At 59.5% G+C, this 18,302-nt stretch carries 13 protein-coding genes and 4 tRNA genes; 11 read left to right on the top strand and 6 right to left on the bottom strand.

Annotated elements, in window-relative coordinates:
• The first annotated feature begins 70 nt into the window (after positions 1-70).
• Entirely contained in the window at positions 71-1,354 is a 1,284-nt protein-coding gene (locus AC4PS6_RS23600) for a Zn-dependent hydrolase (protein ID WP_020301675.1), read from the top strand.
• A gap of 119 nt (positions 1,355-1,473) precedes the next feature.
• Here AC4PS6_RS23600 and AC4PS6_RS23595 read toward each other — a convergent pair whose 3' ends face one another.
• Genes AC4PS6_RS23595 through AC4PS6_RS23585 form a run of 3 tightly spaced genes read right to left on the bottom strand, consistent with a single transcriptional unit; the run spans position 1,474 to position 7,253 of the window.
• Positions 1,474-2,889, bottom strand: coding sequence for an efflux transporter outer membrane subunit (locus AC4PS6_RS23595; protein WP_020301674.1), 1,416 nt, complete (start codon positions 2,887-2,889; stop codon positions 1,474-1,476).
• Positions 2,873-4,042, bottom strand: a complete 1,170-nt coding sequence (locus tag AC4PS6_RS23590) for an efflux RND transporter periplasmic adaptor subunit (RefSeq protein WP_336826980.1) — start codon at positions 4,040-4,042, stop codon at positions 2,873-2,875. The genes AC4PS6_RS23595 and AC4PS6_RS23590 overlap by 17 nt, the downstream gene beginning before the upstream one ends.
• On the bottom strand, positions 4,032-7,253 hold the full coding sequence (locus tag AC4PS6_RS23585) for an efflux RND transporter permease subunit (RefSeq protein WP_492181021.1): 3,222 nt from the start codon (positions 7,251-7,253) through the stop codon (positions 4,032-4,034). The genes AC4PS6_RS23590 and AC4PS6_RS23585 overlap by 11 nt, the downstream gene beginning before the upstream one ends.
• A gap of 206 nt (positions 7,254-7,459) precedes the next feature.
• Between AC4PS6_RS23585 and AC4PS6_RS23580 the strand changes: the two genes are divergently transcribed.
• Positions 7,460-7,870 (top strand): PA0061/PA0062 family lipoprotein, encoded by a 411-nt coding sequence (locus tag AC4PS6_RS23580; RefSeq protein WP_003192269.1) that lies wholly within the window; start codon positions 7,460-7,462, stop codon positions 7,868-7,870.
• Here AC4PS6_RS23580 and AC4PS6_RS23575 read toward each other — a convergent pair.
• Positions 7,867-8,028, bottom strand: coding sequence for a hypothetical protein (locus AC4PS6_RS23575; protein ID WP_003192266.1), 162 nt, complete (start codon positions 8,026-8,028; stop codon positions 7,867-7,869). The genes AC4PS6_RS23580 and AC4PS6_RS23575 overlap by 4 nt on opposite strands.
• A gap of 211 nt (positions 8,029-8,239) precedes the next feature.
• Between AC4PS6_RS23575 and AC4PS6_RS23570 the strand changes: the two genes are divergently transcribed.
• Complete coding sequence (locus tag AC4PS6_RS23570) at positions 8,240-8,902, top strand: cysteine peptidase family C39 domain-containing protein (RefSeq protein ID WP_032903451.1); 663 nt, start codon at positions 8,240-8,242, stop codon at positions 8,900-8,902.
• 111 nt (positions 8,903-9,013) lie between these two features.
• Here AC4PS6_RS23570 and pbpG read toward each other — a convergent pair whose 3' ends face one another.
• Together pbpG and folD are read right to left on the bottom strand one after the other, a co-directional pair.
• Positions 9,014-9,937, bottom strand: a complete 924-nt coding sequence (gene pbpG / locus AC4PS6_RS23565; RefSeq protein WP_014718990.1) for a D-alanyl-D-alanine endopeptidase — start codon at positions 9,935-9,937, stop codon at positions 9,014-9,016.
• Positions 9,938-10,145: 208 nt separating this feature from the next.
• Positions 10,146-11,000 (bottom strand): bifunctional methylenetetrahydrofolate dehydrogenase/methenyltetrahydrofolate cyclohydrolase FolD, encoded by an 855-nt coding sequence (gene folD / locus AC4PS6_RS23560; protein ID WP_014718989.1) that lies wholly within the window; start codon positions 10,998-11,000, stop codon positions 10,146-10,148.
• A 275-nt stretch (positions 11,001-11,275) separates the two neighbouring features.
• Between folD and AC4PS6_RS23555 the strand changes: the two genes are divergently transcribed.
• The 8 genes from AC4PS6_RS23555 (at position 11,276) to lon (ending at position 18,175) form a co-directional block, all read left to right on the top strand.
• A tRNA-Arg gene (locus tag AC4PS6_RS23555) sits at positions 11,276-11,352 on the top strand.
• Between the two features lie 32 nt (positions 11,353-11,384).
• Positions 11,385-11,460: transfer RNA gene (locus tag AC4PS6_RS23550), tRNA-His, on the top strand.
• Positions 11,461-11,518: 58 nt separating this feature from the next.
• Positions 11,519-11,603: transfer RNA gene (locus AC4PS6_RS23545), tRNA-Leu, on the top strand.
• 77 nt (positions 11,604-11,680) lie between these two features.
• Positions 11,681-11,756 (top strand) — tRNA-His (locus tag AC4PS6_RS23540).
• 401 nt (positions 11,757-12,157) lie between these two features.
• Positions 12,158-13,468: a trigger factor gene (gene tig, locus AC4PS6_RS23535; RefSeq protein WP_014718988.1), complete on the top strand. Its 1,311-nt coding sequence runs from the start codon at positions 12,158-12,160 to the stop codon at positions 13,466-13,468.
• A 91-nt stretch (positions 13,469-13,559) separates the two neighbouring features.
• Positions 13,560-14,195 (top strand): ATP-dependent Clp endopeptidase proteolytic subunit ClpP, encoded by a 636-nt coding sequence (clpP, locus tag AC4PS6_RS23530; protein WP_003192255.1) that lies wholly within the window; start codon positions 13,560-13,562, stop codon positions 14,193-14,195.
• 112 nt (positions 14,196-14,307) lie between these two features.
• Positions 14,308-15,591 carry an ATP-dependent Clp protease ATP-binding subunit ClpX gene (gene clpX, locus AC4PS6_RS23525; RefSeq protein WP_003192254.1) on the top strand — a complete coding sequence of 428 codons (1,284 nt, stop codon included), beginning with the start codon at positions 14,308-14,310 and terminating at the stop codon, positions 15,589-15,591.
• Positions 15,592-15,778: 187 nt separating this feature from the next.
• A complete protein-coding gene (gene lon / locus AC4PS6_RS23520) occupies positions 15,779-18,175 on the top strand; it encodes an endopeptidase La (protein WP_003192252.1) in 2,397 nt (798 codons plus the stop codon).
• The last annotated feature ends 127 nt before the right edge of the window (positions 18,176-18,302 follow it).

Here is an 18,302-nt window from a genome sequence, read left to right as displayed (position 1 = left end):
CGCAGGCAAGCCAGCTCCCACAGTTGACCGCGTCAATTCATAAGAACCTGTAGCCTGAGGAGACCCCCCCATGAACGCTGCCCTCGACGTTCTGCAATCGCCCCATCAGCACATCAACCGCGACCGTCTGTGGCAGTCGCTGATGGACCTGGCCGAACTCGGCGCCACGCCCAAGGGCGGTGTGTGTCGCCTGGCCCTCACCGACCTCGACCGCAAGGCTCGCGACCTCTTCGTGCAGTGGTGTGAAGCGGCGGGTTGCACCGTGACCATCGACGGCATCGGCAATATCTTTGCGCGCCGCCCCGGTCGCAATCCCGACCTGCCACCGGTGATGACCGGCAGCCATATCGACACCCAGCCCACCGGCGGCAAGTTCGACGGTTGCTTCGGCGTGCTGGCCGGTGTGGAAGTGCTGCGCACCCTCAACGACCTCCAGGTGGAAACCGAGGCACCGCTGGAAGTGGTGGTGTGGACCAACGAAGAAGGCTCGCGCTTCCCGCCGTGCATGATGGGCTCAGGGGTGTTTGCCGAGAAGTTCACCCTGGCCGATACCCTGGCCAAGGTCGATGCGGACGGCGTCAGCGTGGAGGAGGCGTTGAACGCGATTGGCTATGCGGGAACGCGGCCGGTCAGCGGGCATAAGGTCGGCGCGTATTTCGAGGCCCATATCGAACAAGGGCCGATTCTGGAGGATGAACACAAAACCATCGGCGTGGTGCTCGGCGCCCTCGGGCAAAAGTGGTTCGACCTGAAGCTGCGCGGTGTTGAGGCCCATGCCGGCCCTACACCCATGCACTTGCGCAAGGACGCCCTGGTCGGCGCGGCAGCGGTGGTGGCCGCCGTGAACGCGGCGGCGTTGGCGCACCAGCCCCATGCATGCGGCACGGTGGGGTGCCTGCAAGCGTATCCGGGATCGCGCAACGTGATTCCCGGTGAAGTGCGCATGACTCTGGATTTTCGTCATCTTGAACCGGCGCGGCTGGATTCGATGATTGCCCAGGTGCGTCAGGTGATCGAAGACACCTGCGCCAAACATGGCTTGAGTTTCGACATGCAGCCTACGGCGGACTTCCCGCCGCTGTACTTCGACAAAAGCTGCGTGGAGGCGGTGCGCAATGCCGCCAATGGCTTGGGCTTGTCGAACCTGGACATCGTCAGCGGGGCAGGGCACGACGCGATCTTCGTCGCTGAGCTGGGCCCGGCGGGGATGATCTTTGTGCCGTGTGAAGGCGGCATCAGCCATAACGAAATCGAAAATGCCGCGCCGGATGACCTGGCGGCGGGGTGTGCGGTGTTGTTGCGGGCGATGGTGGCCGCTTCAGCGGCCATCGCCAGCGGCCAGCTCGCGGCCTGATCGTTCCCACGCTCCGCGTGGGAATGCACCCTGTGTCGCTCCGCGTCACGATTTTAGAGGCAGACGCAGAGCGTCCTGAGCGGCGTTCCCACGCAGAGCGTGGGAACGATCAGTGGGTATTAACCCGGCTGCCAGCCGCCGCCCAGTGCGGTCAACAGCCCTACGCTCGCCTGCAACTGCCGGGTCTGCACCGCCTGCAACGCTCTCTGTGCCTGCAACGCGGCGGTTTGGGCGGTGACCACATCCAGATAGCTCACTGCCCCGGCCTGATAGCTGTTCATCGCCAAGGCCTGGGTATGTTGCGCCGCCTCTGCCGCCGCTTGCTCGTCCTCGGCTTGCTGCTGCAGATCCCGCAGTTGCGCGAGGTTATCTTCCACCTCGCGCACGGCTTTCAATACGTGGCTACGGTACTGTGCCGCGGCCTCCTCGAACTCGGCCTTGGCCTGGCGCTCGTTGGCGCTCAAGCGCCCGCCGTCGAAGATCGGCAGGTTCATCAGCGGCCCCAGTGCCCAATACCGGTTGCCGGCGGACAGCAGGTTGCCAACACCTTGGGTCTGCCCGCCCAGCACACCGGTCAAACTGAAATCCGGAAACCACGCTGCCTTGGCCACGCCGATCGTTGCGTTGGCCGCAAACACGCGACGTTCAGCTGCGGCAATGTCCGGACGACGCTGCAGCAGGTGGCTGGGCAACTGCGCCGGAATGCCTGGCAACGCCATTAACTGCGAGCTGGGCGGCAGTGAAAACTCACTGGCCGTCACGCCCACCAATTCGCCGATGGCATGTTCGGCGAGGTTGCGCTGGCCACGCACTTCGTCCAGCTGCGCCTTGGCTTCGGCCAGTTGGTTCTGCGCGCGGGTCAGGTCCAATTCCGAGGCAATCTGGCCTTCATAACGGCTGCGGGTCAGTTGCAGCGCCTGGCTGAAGTCTTGCAACGAAGTGCTCAGGATTCGGCGCTGCGCATCCAGCCCATTGAGCTGCACATACAGGCTCGCCAACTGCTGTTGAAGGCTCAAGCGCACCACCGCCAAATCATCAAAGGACGCTTGTGCCTGGGCATCGCCCGCGGCGACCTGGTTGCGGATTCTGCCCCACAGGTCGAGGTCGTATCCCAGGGAGAACCCAGCGGTATTGCTGTTGTACACCGACGGCTGTGTAGTACCGCGTAACGGTCGTGAATCCGATTGACGCTGGCGCAGCGGTTGCACGCTGGCGGTGATTTGCGGGAAAAGGCCCGCGTGCAGTTGACTGGCATAGGCCTGGGACGCATCGAAGTGCGCCAGCGCCGCGGCCAGGTCCGGGTTGGCCTTGAGCAGTTGCTGCTGCAGCGCGTTCAGGCGCGAATCGTTGTAGAGCTGCCACCACTGGGGCGCCAGTTGGTCTGACGGTTGCGCGCTGTGCCAGGGGCCATCGCTGGTTTGTTCGCGGTAGTGGGCGGGCAGGTCAATCGACGGCACCGTATAGGTGGGCGCCATCGAGCAACCCTGTAACGCCAGCACCATCAGTGCCGCCAGCGACTTAAGCCTTGGGCGCATGCGCACCTCCCGAGGCGGCGGCCAGTTGCACTGGGTCGCCTTCGCGCAGGGCGTCGGGCGGGTTGTCGATGATGTGGTCAGCAGGCTTCAGGCCTTGGTCGATCACCAGGCGCTCGCCGAGGTCCAGGCCAATATGAATGTCTTGCAGGTGCACATGATTGCGCCCGTCCAGCACCGCAACCTGGGTGCCCTGGGCGCGGAAGATCAAGGCGCTGGCGGGGATGCTTACGCCATGGGTGTCAGCCGGAATCGGTAGGGTGACTTCGGCGTAGTCGCCCGGCAGCAGTTCGCCGTTGGGGTTGTCGGCGACGAACTGGGCCAGCAGGGTGCCGGAGCGGCGGTCGATGGCGGTGGAGTCACCGATCAGGCTTGCCTTGAAATGCTCACCGGGGTGCTCGGGGACGGTCAGTTCGGCCTCAAGGCCCGCATGAATGACCGCTGCATAGTTCTGCGGCACCGGCACGTACAAGCGCAATTGGTGGGTGTCGGCAATGTTGAACAGTTCTGGATCGCTGGCGTTATCGGCTTTGATCAACTGGCCGATGTCCGTGTTGCGGGCGGTGATGGTGCCGGCGAACGGCGCGCGCAGGGTCTTGTAGCTTTCCAGGGCGCACAGTCGCGCATAGTCTGCTGCAGCGGCTTCGGTGTTGGCCTTGGCGGCTGCGGCGTTGGAGGTTTTCTCATCGGCGTCCTGGCGCGATACCGAATGGCTGGCCAGCAGGTTTTGCCAGCGGGTCGCCGTGGTGGCTGCCAGGCGTGCATTGGCTTGTTGCTGGATCAGGCGGGCATGGGCCTGGGCCAGTTGTTGGTCAAGGTCGGGGCTGTCGATTTCGGCGAGGATTTGCCCGGTCTTGACCTGGGTCCCGATGTCGACTTTCCAGTCCTTCAAGTAGCCGCTCACCCGCGCATGGATAGCCGCCTTGCTCCACGCCTCCAGGTGGGCGGGCAGGCGCAGGGTGTCACCGCCGGCGTTTGGCTTGGGTTGGAACACCATCACCTGGGGGACGGCGGCGGCTTCGGTCCAGGCAGTGACCGATTGCTCGTGCAGCGTACGCGCGTGCAGGCCGCTGGCGACCAGCAAGGCAGCCAACGTCAGGCCACCGACACCCAGGAGCATCAGGCGCTTGCGCGAGGGTTTTTGATCAGGCGACATGGGGCGTTTCTCCAGCAGTTGCGCGAGTAGGATGACGGCCGTGGACCAGGCTGAAGACCACGGGAACAAACAACAAAGTGGCGATGGTGGCGAAGACCAGGCCACCGATGACCGCCCGGCCGAGCGGGGCGTTCTGCTCCTCGGAAATCGCCAGGGGCAACATGCCAATGATCATTGCCAGGGCGGTCATGCACACCGGGCGAAAGCGTGTGTAGCCGGCTTCCAGCGCGGCTTTCAACGCATCGCCATGTTCGGCCAGGCGCTCACGGCAGAAGCTCACCACCAGGATCGAGTTGGCGGTCGCCACACCCATGCACAAGATGGCACCGGTGAGTGCTGGTACCGACAACGAGGTGCCACTGAGGAACAGCATCCACACGATGCCCGCCAATGCTGCCGGCAACGCCGTGATGATCACAAAAGGGTCGGCCCATGATTGGAAGTTGACCACGATCAGCAAGTAGATCAGCACCACCGCGCCGAGCAGTCCGAAGCTCAAACCACTGAACGCCTCATGCAGCGCATCGATCTGCCCGTGCAGGCTGATGGTCGCGCCTTTGGGGCGCATGGACGCCGTGTCATCCAGCACCTTTTGCACATCGCGGGCCACACCGCCGAGGTCGCGACCTTGCACGTTGGCGTACAGGTCCAGGGTCGGTTCGATGTTGTAGTGGGTCACCACGGCCGGGCTTTGTACCCGGGAAATAGTCGCCACGCCGCCGAGGATTTGCGCCTGGCCATTGGCACCGGTCACCGGCAGCGCTTCCAGGGACGGCAGGCTGTCGAGACGGTATTGCGGGGTAGCGGCGACGATGGAGTAAGACACGCCATTGGCCGGGTTGAGCCAGAAGGTCGGCGCGGTTTGCGAGCTGCCGGCGAGGGAGGCGACCATGCTGTTGGTGACGTCACGCTCGGTGATGCCCAGGCCATTGGCGCGCATACGGTCCACGTTTACTTGCAGCGAGGGGTAGCCGGTGGACTGCTGGATCCGCAGGTCGGCAATCCCCGGTACATGTTGCAAGCGCCGTTCAAGCTCGACGGCATAAGCGCGGTTTTCGGCGTCATTGCGCCCGGAGATTTTGACGTCCAGCGGGGCGGGGGCGCCGAAGTTGAGGATCTGGCTGCTGATGTCGGCGGGCAGGAACGCAAAGTGGCTGCCGGGGAAACTTTGCGGCAGGGCTTCGCGCAGTTTTTTCACATAGTCGGCGGTGGGCGCGTGGTGCGTTTTCAAGCTGACTTGAATATCGCCATCCTGCGGGCCGATGGTGCCGCTGCTGCTGTAGGCCATGTCGATGCCGCTGAGCGGAATGCCAATATTATCGACGATGGTGTCCAGCTCTTCGGCGGGGATGACCTCGCGGATCCGCGCTTCGATGCGGTCGAACGCCGCGGCGCTTTCCTCGATGCGCGTGCCCAGTGGCAAGCGCACATGCAGGGCCAAGGCACCCGCATCGGTGGCCGGGAAAAAGTCCTGGCCCAGGCTCGGCAACAACAGGAACGATGCGAGTACGCAGGCCAGGAACCCGACAACGAAGCGCTTGCGTGCGCCCAGTGCCAGCGTCAGCAGGCCATGGTAGGTGTCGCGGACATTGGAAAAGTGCCGCTCGAATCCCTGTTGAAAATTCAGCACCGATTGCAGCAACGCATTGCGTGGTTTCGGGTGTTGTTCACCCTCGTGGTGATTGATGAATGCATCTTCCGGATGATGCCCCGCGCCTGGCTCCGGCCTATGCGGTTTGAGCAAAAACATCGCCAGTGTCGGCACCAGGGTGCGCGAGAGAATGAACGAACTGGCCATGGCAAAGATCACCGCCAGCGCCATTGGCCGGAACAGGTAACCGGCGATGCCTTGCAGCAAAAACATCGGCACGAACACGATGCAGATGCACAACAGCGAGACGAACGCCGGGCCGACGATTTGCGCGGCGCCGTCGAGAATCGCGGCCTTCACCGCCTTGCCTTGCTCCAGGTGCCAGTTGATGTTTTCGATGGTCACCGTGGCGTCGTCCACCAGGATGCCCACCGCCAACGCCAGCCCGCCCAACGTCATGACGTTGAGGGTTTGCCCACTGACAGCCAATAGCCCGATGGCCGACAGTACTGCCAGGGGAATCGACGCGGCGATGATCAAGGTCGAGCGCCAACTGCCGAGAAACAGCAGGATCATCGCACTGGTGAGCAGTGCAGCAATGATGCCTTCCTGGGCCACGCTGCCCACCGACTGCTTGACGAACGCCGAGGCATCGCCCAGCAGCGAGGTTTTCAGCGACGGCGGCAGGGTTTCGTCGATGCGCGGCAGCATCTGCCGGATACCGTCGATGATCGACAGGGTGGAGATGCTGCCGTTTTTCAGCGCCGGCATCAGCACGGCGCGATGGCCGTCGACCCGCACGATATTGGTTTGCGGCGGTGAACCGTCGCGCACGTGGGCCACTTGGCCGATGGTGATCAGCGCCCCGTCAACCGTCTTGATCGGCAGGTCGTTGAGTTCATCGATGGCCTTGGGGCTGTTATTGAGCAGGATCGTGTATTCGTTGAGGCCCAGCTTGGCGGTGCCCACCGGGATGATCTGGTTCTGCAGCGCCAGGGCATTGCCCACATCCTGGGCCGACAAGCCTTTGGCGGCCAGCGCCTGAGGGTCGAGGTCGAGGGTGATCTGCCGTTGCTTGCCGCCCATCGGTGTAGGCATGGCCAGGCCAGGCAGGGCGCTCAAGGGCAGGCGGATATTGTTCTGCACCAGGTCGCGAATTTTGGCTTCCGACAGGCTGGGGCTGGAAAACGCCATTTGCAGGATCGGCACCGTGGAGGCGCTGTAGTTGAGGATCAGCGGCGGGGTGATGCCCGGTGGCATTTGCTTGAGCACAGTCTGTGACACCGCCGTGACCTGGGCGTTGGCGGTACGGATATCGACGCCAGGCTGGAAGAAGATCTTGACGATGCCCATGCCGGGCAGCGATTGCGACTCGATATGTTCGATGTCGTTGACGGTGGTGCTCAGGGAGCGTTCGTAGGTGTAGATCACCCGGCCGGCCATGGCGTCCGGGGACAGGCCGTTGTACTGCCAGACCACGGCGACCACGGGAATGCCGATATCGGGAAAAACATCCGTGGGCGTGCGCAGGGCCGCCATCGGCCCGATGATGCAGATGAATATAGCCAGCACGATGAAGGTGTACGGCTTGTGCAGTGCGGTCTTTACCAGCCCGAGCATGCGTGAGTCTCCGAGAAGAGCAGGATTGCAAACCCCGGCAGTCTTGACCGACCCACCTAACACGCACCTTTCAGCCAGGTGAAGGAAGTTTTAGTCAAGGGCTGAAGATACTTTCATAGGGATTCATTTGTTCCAGGAAGGGCGGCTGATCAAGCTTGTCAGCCATCGGATACGCCCTTTTTACATCTGCCCTTTGGAGCCCTGTCATGTCACTTAAACCACTGTTGTTAGTTCCCGTCCTTGGCTTTGTCTGTTTGTTGTCGGCGTGCGCCGGCCCGATCCCCAAGGCGGACCCCAGCCAAGCCTGGATCGGCTTGCAGGAAGAAGCGCCGAATGACCTGATGGCCGAGCGTGTCGATGGCAAGCGTGTGGACGATGGGCGCTATTTTGAAGTGACCCCGGGGGACCATCGCCTGGACGTGACTTTATTTGAAGACGAGCCGGGTGATGACAACCAGCAGGACTGCCAGGGCCGCATCGAGTACAAGCATTTCAAGGCAGGTGAGCACTACACCCTGGTGGAATCGAGCCTGGGCACCACGGTGCGTGCGTCCCTTGAGGACGGCCACGGCAAGGAAATTGCCGCGACCCAGGACTTCAATTGCATGCCTGGCTAGGCGTGATGCGCCGTCGTCTTGCGTGGCTCGGCGGGTTCAGCAGGTTTGACGTGGGGATGATGATGCCGGCGCGTCACGCGCATGACCCCCCACAGCATGGCGGCGGCGACGGCCAGCCAACCACAGATCAACAGGAAAATCGTTGTCGCAAGGCTCATTCGGGCCTCCTTTCGCCCACTTGGGGCACACACAGTCTTCTCAATGGACAGTCTAGCCAGCCGGCGGTTGCCTGCTATTGACCAATGGTCGAGTCTGTCCAACTTGTTTGCTCTATCAGCGCCGCTTTACTGGGCCAGTGGGCTATACCGGCGGGGCGGGGCGCCCTATGATCGGGGCCTTTACCGGCAGTTGATCAAGAGAGTGAAAAAATTGCGCTTACGGTCGAACCTTAAAACTTCCTTGCTGCTGGCCGTTGCCCTTGGGCTGGCGGCCTGTTCCAGTACCCCGTCGAAACTGCCAGGCTTGCCGGAGCGCGTTGAACTCAATGGCGTGCCAACCTTTCGCAGCGAGGCTTATCAGAGTGGTCCTGCGGCACTTGCCAGCATGCTGTCGCAACAAGGCATTGTCATGACACCGGGTTTGCTTGATAAACCACTGCGCCTGCCCGGCGCCGAGGCGGACCTTGAACGCAACATGCAGGTGCTGGCGCGTGAGTATGGGCTGATGGTGTACCCATTGGACGCCAAGCTGACCGCCGTGTTTGCCCAGGTAGCGGCGGGTTACCCGGTGATGGCGCGGATCAACGCCAGCTATTGGTCCGGGGAGCGTTATGTCGTGGTGGTGGGGTTCAACCAGCAGAAAAGTACCGTGCTGTTGCGCTCAGGCAAGGAGCGTCGATTGAGCATGAGCTTCAGCGACTTCGATTCGGCGTGGAAGGGCGCGGGCCATTGGGCCATCCTCACCCAGCGCCCGAGCCAGTTGCCGGCCAACGTGGATGCGCAGCGCTGGCGCGATGCGGCCAACGCCACGGCGCAGGCGGGGCAGGAGCAAGCGGCGGCCCAAGCGCTCAAGGTGTTGGCAGAGAAGAAGTGAAACTCAAATGTGGGAGCGGGCTTGCTCGCGAAGGCGCAGTGTCAGTCGCTGAATGCTTAGGCTGACCCACCGCATTCGCGAGCAAGCCCGCTCCCACACTAAAATCGCTGTTTATCGACGTACTTCCGTAGCAGTCGCTCGATTCTTGAGGTTCTTATCGGCCTTGTAACGCAGCGCCACATCCGGCACGGCGCCGCCTTTGCCGGTCTCGACCCAGCTACGAATACGGCTGGCATCGGCAAAGTGGGTGAACTTGCCAAAGGCATCCAGGATTACCAGCGACACCGGGCGATTGCCCATGCTCGTCACCAGCACCAGGCAATGGCCGGCCTGGTTGGTGAAGCCGGTCTTGGTCAGCTTGATATCCCAATTGGCGCGGTTGATCAGGTGGTCGGTGTTGGAGAAGCCCAAGGTGTAGTTGGGCTTGCGGAACGACACAGTCTTTTCCTTGGTGGTGCTCAACTGGCTGAGCATCGGAAACTTGCGCGCATAGGCCAGCAGCTTGCTCAGGTCGCGGGCGGTCGAGACGTTATGAATCGACAGACCGGTGGGCTCCACGTAGTGGGTGCTGGTCATGCCCAGGGATTTGGCCTTGGCGTTCATCGCCGCGATGAAGGCCGAATAACCGCCTGGATAGTGGTGGGCCAGGCTGGCGGCGGCGCGGTTTTCCGAAGACATCAGCGCGATCAGCAGCATTTCCTTGCGCGGCATCTGGCTACCGATCTTCACCCGGGAGAACACGCCTTTCATCTCGGGCGTGTCGGTGATGTTGATGTCGATGTACTCGTCCATATTCTGCTTGGCTTCGAGGACGATCAGGCCGGTCATCAGCTTGCTCACCGAGGCGATAGGTACCACCACGTCGGGGTTGCTGGAATAAATGACTTTATTGGTCTGCAAATCGACCAGCATGGCGCTGCCGGAGGCGATCTGCAGCTTGGAGGCGTCACGCGGGGCCAGGGTGGTTTCGGCGGCGTGGGCGAAGGTACCTGCCAAAGCAAAAAACAGGCTGACAATAGAAAGACGAATTTTCACGCGGATGAACTCGCTAAAAAAGTAAGGAAATGCCGTTGTAGAACGGATCTTGTGACAAATGGCGTTACATTTTAGGAGTATGGATGAAGAACTGTCGAATGTTCTTCTAGAACCAGACGAAAGTGCTTAAAAACTAAGAAAAAACGGTTTTTTTACGTGCAATAAAAAGCCCTGCGCTAAGGCAGGGCTTTTTCATTACGCCTGGTTATTAACCATGCAGGGTTTCCGCTGCGTACAAGGTATTTTCCAACAGGCAGGCCCGGGTCATGGGCCCGACGCCGCCTGGCACTGGTGTGATCCAGCCAGCGCGGGGCAGGGCGGTTTCATACACCACGTCGCCCACCAACTTGCCGTCTTCCTGGCGGTTGATGCCCACGTCGATGACGATGGCGCCTTCCTTGATCCACTCACCCTTGACCAGGCCTGGCTTGCCGGCGGCGACTACCACCAGGTCAGCGCGGCCGACGTGGCCGGCCAGGTCCTTGGTGAAGCGGTGGGTGACGGTCACGGTGCAGCCGGCCAGCAGCAGCTCCATGGCCATCGGGCGACCGACGATGTTCGATGCGCCCACCACCACAGCGTCAAGGCCGTACAGGTCGACACCGGTGCTTTCCAGCAGCGTCATGATGCCTTTGGGGGTGCATGGGCGCAGCAGGGGAATGCGTTGGGCCAGGCGGCCGACGTTATAAGGGTGGAAACCGTCGACGTCTTTGTCCGGGCGGATGCGCTCCAGCAGCTTGGAGGCGTCCAGGTGCTCTGGCAGTGGAAGTTGCAGCAGGATGCCGTCCATGTTCGGGTCATCGTTGAGGCTGTCAATCAGGTCGGTCAGGGCCTGTTGAGTGGTGTCCGAAGGCAAGTCATAGGCCTTGGAAATAAAGCCGACCTCTTCACAGTCTTTACGCTTGTGCGAGACATAAACCTGAGAGGCAGGATCGCTGCCGACCAGGATCACCGCGAGGCCAGGCGTGCGCAGGCCTTGCTGGCTGCGCTCGGTGACTCGTTTGGCGATCTGCTGGCGCAGGCTGGCGGCGATTGATTTGCCGTCGATAAGTTGTGCAGTCATTACGCGTGATTAACCATCGAGAGGGGGAAGAAAAGTGCGCGCATTCTCGCATGCCAAGGCGCGAGGGCAAAGGCGCTTGGTCTGCAAATTGCCCTAACCCCTTAAATAAAATCAGTTTTTTTCAAAAAAGATTTGACGGGTTTCCGGGGCATCTATACTATTCGTCGCACTTGTCGGGCACAGCCTAGCACTGGTTAAGAAGGTCGAGCAGAATAGTTGTACTGCAAGGCTGGAAGCACTTAGTTTGTAATCCTCCAAGAGTACAGATTAATAAGGCGCCCGTAGCTCAGCTGGATAGAGCATCCGCCTTCTAAGCGGATGGTCGCAGGTTCGAGTCCTGCCGGGTGCGCCATTAGGCAGCTTTGGCACAAGTAGCGCTATATGGTGGGCGTAGCTCAGTTGGTAGAGCACGGGATTGTGACTCCCGTTGTCGAGGGTTCGATCCCCTTCGTCCACCCCATATTCTGAAAAGGCGCCAGATTTAACAGTCTGGCGCCTTTGCTTTAAGAGCTTCAAGCGCGGATGTGGTGGAATTGGTAGACACACTGGATTTAGGTTCCAGCGCCGCGAGGCGTAAGAGTTCGAGTCTCTTCATCCGCACCAATTAAAGCTTTTCCCGGTCGTCAGGCGGGGCAGGGCTCAACAAAGAAGTGGTTTGGTTTCTTTGTTAACGCAATATGGTGGGCGTAGCTCAGTTGGTAGAGCACGGGATTGTGACTCCCGTTGTCGAGGGTTCGATCCCCTTCGTCCACCCCATATTCGAAAGGCGCCAGATTTAACAGTCTGGCGCCTTTTTTGGTTTTGGCGGTTTGAGATTGGGTGGTCGCAGGTGCTGGGCTGCCCCGGCAGGGCGTGTCGTCGTATTTGTGTATCTCGATGATGCCGCGTTGCTTGCTCGCTCTGTTCGCAGGGCGGGCCGTCAGGGAGATGGATGCGTGTTCCTTCTATATATAGAGAGGGGCGGCGCAGAGCCCTGGCGCAATTTGGCTGTATTTGTCACCGGGGCGAGGTACTTCAGTGCTTTCGTACCGATAAATTGCCGGCTGTTTTCCGCTGTGTTTTCAGTAGGGTGACTTCTTGAGTTTGACCCACTAGAATGCATGCCCTTGATTGGGGTCGGAAATGGCCGGCTAATGTCTGTGCAACGAGGAATATCCATGCAAGTTTCTGTTGAAAATACTACTGCTCTCGAGCGCCGCCTGAGCATCACCGTGCCGGCAGAGCGTATCGAGACTGCGGTCAACAAGCGTCTGCAGCAGACTGCCCAAAAGGCCAAGATCGCTGGTTTCCGTCCAGGCAAAGTGCCGATGAGCGAAATCAAGCGTCGTTTTGGTGCCGATGCGCGCCAGGAAGCTGTAGGTGACGTGATCCAGGCTTCTTTCTACGAAGCCGTTGTCGAGCAAAAGCTGAACCCGGCAGGCTCGCCTTCGATCGAGCCCAAGTCCCTGGAAGCGGGCAAGGACCTGGAATACGTTGCCGTATTCGAAGTGTTCCCGGAATTTGAAGTGGCCGGTTTCGACGGTATCGAAATCGAGCGTCTGAGCGCCGAAGTGGCCGATTCGGACCTGGACAACATGCTGGAAATCCTGCGCAAGCAAAACACTCGTTTTGAAGTGGCCGACCGTGCCGCCCAGAACGAAGACCAACTGAACATCGATTTCGTTGGCAAGGTTGACGGCGAAGTCTTCGCTGGCGGCTCCGCAAAGGGCACTCAACTGGTGCTGGGTTCCAACCGCATGATCCCTGGTTTCGAGGACGGCCTGGTTGGCGCCAAAGCCGGCGAAGAGCGCGTTCTGAACCTGACTTTCCCTGCTGACTACCAGAACCTGGACCTGGCTGGCAAAGCCGCCGAGTTCACCGTTACCGTCAACAGCGTTTCCGAGCCTAAGCTGCCAGAGCTGAACGAAGAGTTCTTCGCCCAGTTCGGCATCAAGGAAACCGGCATCGAAGGCTTCCGCACCGAAGTTCGCAAGAACATGGAGCGTGAGCTGCGCCAGGCTATCAAGTCCAAGGTCAAGAACCAGGTCATGGACGGTCTGCTGGCCGCCAACCCGATCGAAGTGCCTAAGGCCCTGCTGTCCAACGAAGTGGATCGTCTGCGCGTTCAAGCGGTTCAGCAGTTTGGTGGCAACATCAAGCCTGACCAACTGCCGGCCGAGCTGTTCGAAGAGCAAGCCAAGCGCCGCGTTGTGCTGGGCCTGATCGTGGCTGAAGTGGTCAAGCAGTTCGACCTCAAGCCAGACGAAGACCGCGTTCGTGAAATGATCCAGGAAATGGCTTCGGCCTACCAGGAGCCTGAGCAGGTCGTGGCTTGGTACTACAAGAATGAGCAGCAGATGAACGAAGTACGTTCGGTTGTGCTGGAAGAACAAGTTGTGGATACTGTTCTGCAGAAGGCTAAGGTGACCGATAAAGCGGTCTCTTACGAAGAAGCAGTCAAACCGGCGGAAGCAGCACAAGCCGACTGATTGTCCAACTCGTTGGAAATTCAACCATAAGCCAGCCTCGCGCTGGCTTATGCGTTTTCAAGACATGACTATTTGGGAGTAACTGCAGAGCATGTTCCGTAATTCCTATATTCAGCAGAACTCTGATATCCAGGCCGCAGGCGGCCTGGTCCCGATGGTTGTCGAGCAGTCCGCTCGTGGCGAACGCGCCTACGACATCTACTCGCGCCTGCTCAAGGAGCGAGTGATCTTTCTGGTTGGCCCGGTAGAGGACTACATGGCCAACCTGATCTGTGCGCAATTGCTGTTCCTTGAAGCGGAAAACCCGGACAAGGACATCCATCTCTACATCAACTCACCGGGCGGTTCGGTGACTGCGGGCATGTCGATCTACGACACCATGCAGTTCATCAAGCCAAACGTGTCGACCACCTGTATTGGCCAGGCGTGCAGCATGGGCGCCTTCCTGCTGACTGCGGGTGCCGAAGGCAAGCGTTTCTGCCTGCCGAACTCGCGCGTGATGATTCACCAGCCGCTGGGCGGTTTCCAGGGCCAGGCGTCGGACATCGAAATCCACGCCAAGGAAATCCTCTTCATTCGTGAGCGTCTCAACACGCTGATGGCCAAGCACAGCGGGCGCACCCTGGAAGAAATCGAGCGCGATACCAACCGTGACAATTTCATGAGCGCTGAAGCCGCCAAGGAATACGGGTTGATCGACGCAGTGATCGACAAGCGCCCCGCTTAATATAAGCCGCTCAAAATAGGGCTGGTCGGCATGTCTGACCACTGGCGGGCTTGAAAAAGCCCGCATAAGCCTTCATCTTGTGTTGCAAGCCTATCGGATTTGGATCGAACGAATGACTGACACCCGCAACGGCGAGGACAACGGCAAGCTGCTCTATTGCTCCTTCTGTGGCAAAAGCCAGCATGAAGTACGCAAATTGATTGCCGGCCCCTCGGTGTTTATCTGCGACGAATGCGTCGACCTGTGCAATGACATCATCCGTGAGGAGGTGCAGGAAGCCCAGGCCGAGAGCAGTGCGCATAAATTACCTTCGCCTAAAGAAATCAGCGGCATCCTTGACCAGTACGTCATTGGTCAAGAGCGTGCAAAGAAGGTTCTGGCCGTAGCGGTGTACAACCACTACAAGCGCTTGAACCAGCGTGACAAGAAAGGTGATGAGGTTGAACTCGGCAAGAGCAACATCTTGCTGATCGGTCCTACAGGCTCGGGTAAAACCCTGCTTGCAGAAACCCTCGCTCGCCTGCTGAACGTTCCGTTCACCATCGCCGACGCCACCACCCTCACCGAGGCTGGCTACGTGGGTGAAGATGTCGAGAACATCATTCAGAAACTGCTGCAGAAGTGCGACTACGACGTAGAGAAAGCCCAGATGGGTATTGTCTACATCGACGAGATCGACAAGATCTCGCGCAAGTCTGATAACCCGTCGATCACCCGGGACGTTTCCGGTGAAGGCGTGCAGCAGGCCCTGTTGAAACTGATCGAAGGCACGGTTGCGTCCGTACCGCCGCAAGGTGGTCGCAAGCATCCGCAGCAGGAATTCCTTCAGGTTGATACGCGTAACATCCTGTTCATTTGTGGCGGTGCGTTCTCCGGTCTGGAGAAGGTGATTCAGCAGCGTTCCACCCGTGGCGGCATTGGTTTCAGTGCGGAAGTGCGCAGCAAGGAAGAGGGCAAGAAGGTGGGCGAGTCCCTGCGTGAAGTCGAGCCTGACGATCTGGTCAAGTTCGGTCTGATCCCGGAATTCGTTGGCCGTCTGCCGGTCCTGGCCACGTTGGACGAGTTGGATGAGGCGGCTTTGATCCAGATCCTCACCGAGCCGAAAAACGCCCTGACCAAGCAATACGGCAAATTGTTCGAGATGGAAGGTGTAGACCTCGAGTTCCGGACCGACGCGCTGAAATCGGTGGCCAAGCGAGCACTGGAGCGTAAGACCGGTGCACGTGGCCTGCGTTCTATCCTCGAAGGCGTGTTGCTCGACACCATGTACGAAATCCCCTCGCAGTCTGAGGTGAGTAAAGTGGTGATCGATGAAAGCGTGATCGAAGGCAAGTCCAAGCCACTGTATATCTACGAAAACAGTGAGCCGGCTGCCAAGGCTGCACCCGACGCATAAGCGTTCAGCAGTTGCGGTACAAGCAAGGGGCCTCTAGGGGCCCCTTGTCTTTGGGGGCGTTTCTTAGGGCGGTGGTTAAATTCGCGTGTATTCATGCGTTTAACTACTGGCATTGAGCTTGTTTTTTTTGCATGTAACCCCCATCTTGGTTTCAAGCTTATTTTTGAACTGTCATAGAGGCGAAATCATGAAGACAACCATCGAATTGCCTCTCCTGCCGTTGCGCGATGTCGTCGTCTATCCGCACATGGTTATCCCGCTGTTCGTGGGGCGCGAGAAGTCTATCGAAGCCCTCGAGGCCGCGATGACGGGCGACAAGCAAATCCTGCTGTTGGCCCAGAAGAATCCTGCTGATGATGATCCGGGTGAAGATGCCCTGTATCGCGTCGGCACCATTGCCACTGTCCTGCAATTGCTCAAGCTGCCCGATGGCACCGTCAAGGTGTTGGTCGAAGGTGAGCAGCGCGGTGCCGTAGAGCGCTTTATGGAGGTGGACGGCCACCTGCGCGCGGAAGTGGCGCTGATCGAAGAAGTCGAAGCCCCGGAGCGTGAATCCGAGGTGTTCGTGCGCAGCCTGCTGTCGCAGTTCGAGCAATATGTGCAGTTGGGCAAGAAAGTCCCGGCTGAAGTCCTGTCTTCGCTCAACAGCATTGATGAACCGAGCCGCCTGGTCGACACCATGGCTGCACACATGGCGCTGAAGATCGAGCAGAAGCAAGACATCCTCGAAATCATCGACCTGTCGGCCCGTGTCGAACACGTATTGGCGATGCTGGATGGCGAAATCGACCTGTTGCAGGTTGAGAAGCGTATCCGTGGCCGCGTGAAGAAGCAGATGGAACGTAGCCAGCGCGAGTACTACCTGAATGAGCAGATGAAGGCCATTCAGAAGGAGCTCGGCGACGGCGAGGAAGGCCACAACGAAATCGAAGAGCTGAAAAAGCGTATCGATGCCGCTGGCCTGCCCAAAGACGCCCTGACCAAGGCCACCGCCGAGCTGAACAAGCTTAAGCAGATGTCGCCAATGTCGGCCGAAGCCACTGTGGTGCGCTCGTATATCGACTGGTTGGTGCAAGTGCCGTGGAAGGCCCAGACCAAGGTGCGCCTGGACCTGGCCCGTGCTGAAGAGATTCTCGACGCTGACCATTACGGTTTGGAAGAGGTCAAGGAGCGCATCCTTGAGTACCTCGCCGTGCAAAAACGTGTGAAAAAAATCCGCGGTCCGGTGCTGTGCCTGGTCGGGCCTCCAGGTGTGGGTAAAACTTCCCTGGCGGAATCGATTGCCAGCGCGACTAACCGCAAGTTCGTGCGCATGGCCTTGGGTGGCGTGCGTGACGAAGCTGAGATCCGTGGTCATCGCCGTACCTACATCGGTTCGATGCCAGGAAGATTGATTCAAAAGATGACAAAAGTGGGTGTACGCAACCCGCTGTTCCTGCTCGATGAAATCGACAAAATGGGCAGCGACATGCGTGGCGACCCGGCGTCGGCCTTGCTCGAAGTGCTTGATCCCGAGCAGAACCATAATTTCAACGACCATTACCTGGAAGTCGACTACGACTTGTCTGACGTAATGTTCTTGTGCACCTCCAACTCCATGAACATTCCGCCAGCCTTGCTGGATCGGATGGAGGTGATTCGTCTGCCGGGCTACACCGAAGACGAGAAGATCAACATCGCGGTCAAGTACCTGGCGCCCAAGCAGATTTCGGCCAACGGCCTGAAGAAGGGCGAGATCGAATTCGAGGTCGAGGCGATCCGTGACATCGTGCGCTACTACACCCGCGAGGCCGGTGTACGGGGCCTTGAGCGCCAGATCGCGAAGATCTGCCGCAAGGCGGTGAAGGAGCACGCGTTGGAAAAACGCTTCTCTGTGAAGGTGGTCGCCGATTCCCTGGAACACTTCCTGGGCGTGAAGAAATTCCGCTACGGCCTGGCCGAGCAGCAGGATCAGGTCGGCCAGGTGACTGGCTTGGCGTGGACCCAGGTGGGTGGCGAATTGCTCACCATCGAAGCGGCGGTGATTCCGGGCAAAGGCCAGTTGATCAAGACCGGCTCCCTGGGTGATGTGATGGTCGAATCCATTACGGCCGCGCAGACCGTGGTACGCAGCCGCGCCCGCAGCCTGGGCATCCCGCTGGACTTCCACGAGAAGCACGACACCCATATCCACATGCCGGAAGGGGCGACCCCCAAAGACGGCCCTAGCGCTGGCGTAGGCATGTGCACGGCGCTGGTATCAGCGTTGACCGGTATTCCTGTGCGCGCCGATGTGGCGATGACCGGAGAAATTACCCTGCGTGGCCAGGTATTGGCGATCGGTGGTCTGAAAGAGAAATTACTCGCTGCGCACCGAGGTGGAATCAAGACCGTGATCATTCCTGAAGAGAATGTTCGCGACTTGAAGGAAATTCCTGACAATATCAAGCAGGATCTTCAGATTAAACCGGTTAAATGGATTGACGAGGTCCTGCAAATTGCGCTGCAATACGCGCCGGAGCCCTTGCCGGATGTGGCCCCGGAGATCGTCGCGAAGGACGAAAAACGCGAGTCCGATTCCAAGGAAAGAATTAGCACGCATTAATGTGTTGGAGCCTGGGGGGCTTCCTTGACAGCTTTTTAGAGCCCTTGTTATAAAGCGGCTCTTAAGTGTCTGTAGGCCATTCAGCACTGGTTTTGCTTTTTACCAAAAAACTTAGAATCATACTCAA

This window comes from Pseudomonas sp. DW-iso17 (assembly GCF_058725345.1).
Note: the sequence above shows the minus strand (reverse complement) of the source record. Positions and strands in the feature narration are given on the sequence as shown.

What these genes read in the sequence shown, in the direction of transcription:
- clpP (WP_003192255.1), top strand. Translation starts at nt 13,560, where the DNA reads ATGTTCCGTAATTCCTATATTCAGCAGAACTCTGATATCCAGGCCGCA.
- AC4PS6_RS23585 (WP_492181021.1), bottom strand. Translation starts at nt 7,253, where the DNA reads ATGCTCGGGCTGGTAAAGACCGCACTGCACAAGCCGTACACCTTCATC.
- AC4PS6_RS23575 (WP_003192266.1), bottom strand. Translation starts at nt 8,028, where the DNA reads ATGAGCCTTGCGACAACGATTTTCCTGTTGATCTGTGGTTGGCTGGCC.
- tig (WP_014718988.1), top strand. Translation starts at nt 12,158, where the DNA reads ATGCAAGTTTCTGTTGAAAATACTACTGCTCTCGAGCGCCGCCTGAGC.
- AC4PS6_RS23580 (WP_003192269.1), top strand. Translation starts at nt 7,460, where the DNA reads ATGTCACTTAAACCACTGTTGTTAGTTCCCGTCCTTGGCTTTGTCTGT.
- lon (WP_003192252.1), top strand. Translation starts at nt 15,779, where the DNA reads ATGAAGACAACCATCGAATTGCCTCTCCTGCCGTTGCGCGATGTCGTC.
- folD (WP_014718989.1), bottom strand. Translation starts at nt 11,000, where the DNA reads ATGACTGCACAACTTATCGACGGCAAATCAATCGCCGCCAGCCTGCGC.
- AC4PS6_RS23600 (WP_020301675.1), top strand. Translation starts at nt 71, where the DNA reads ATGAACGCTGCCCTCGACGTTCTGCAATCGCCCCATCAGCACATCAAC.
- AC4PS6_RS23590 (WP_336826980.1), bottom strand. Translation starts at nt 4,042, where the DNA reads ATGTCGCCTGATCAAAAACCCTCGCGCAAGCGCCTGATGCTCCTGGGT.
- AC4PS6_RS23595 (WP_020301674.1), bottom strand. Translation starts at nt 2,889, where the DNA reads ATGCGCCCAAGGCTTAAGTCGCTGGCGGCACTGATGGTGCTGGCGTTA.
- clpX (WP_003192254.1), top strand. Translation starts at nt 14,308, where the DNA reads ATGACTGACACCCGCAACGGCGAGGACAACGGCAAGCTGCTCTATTGC.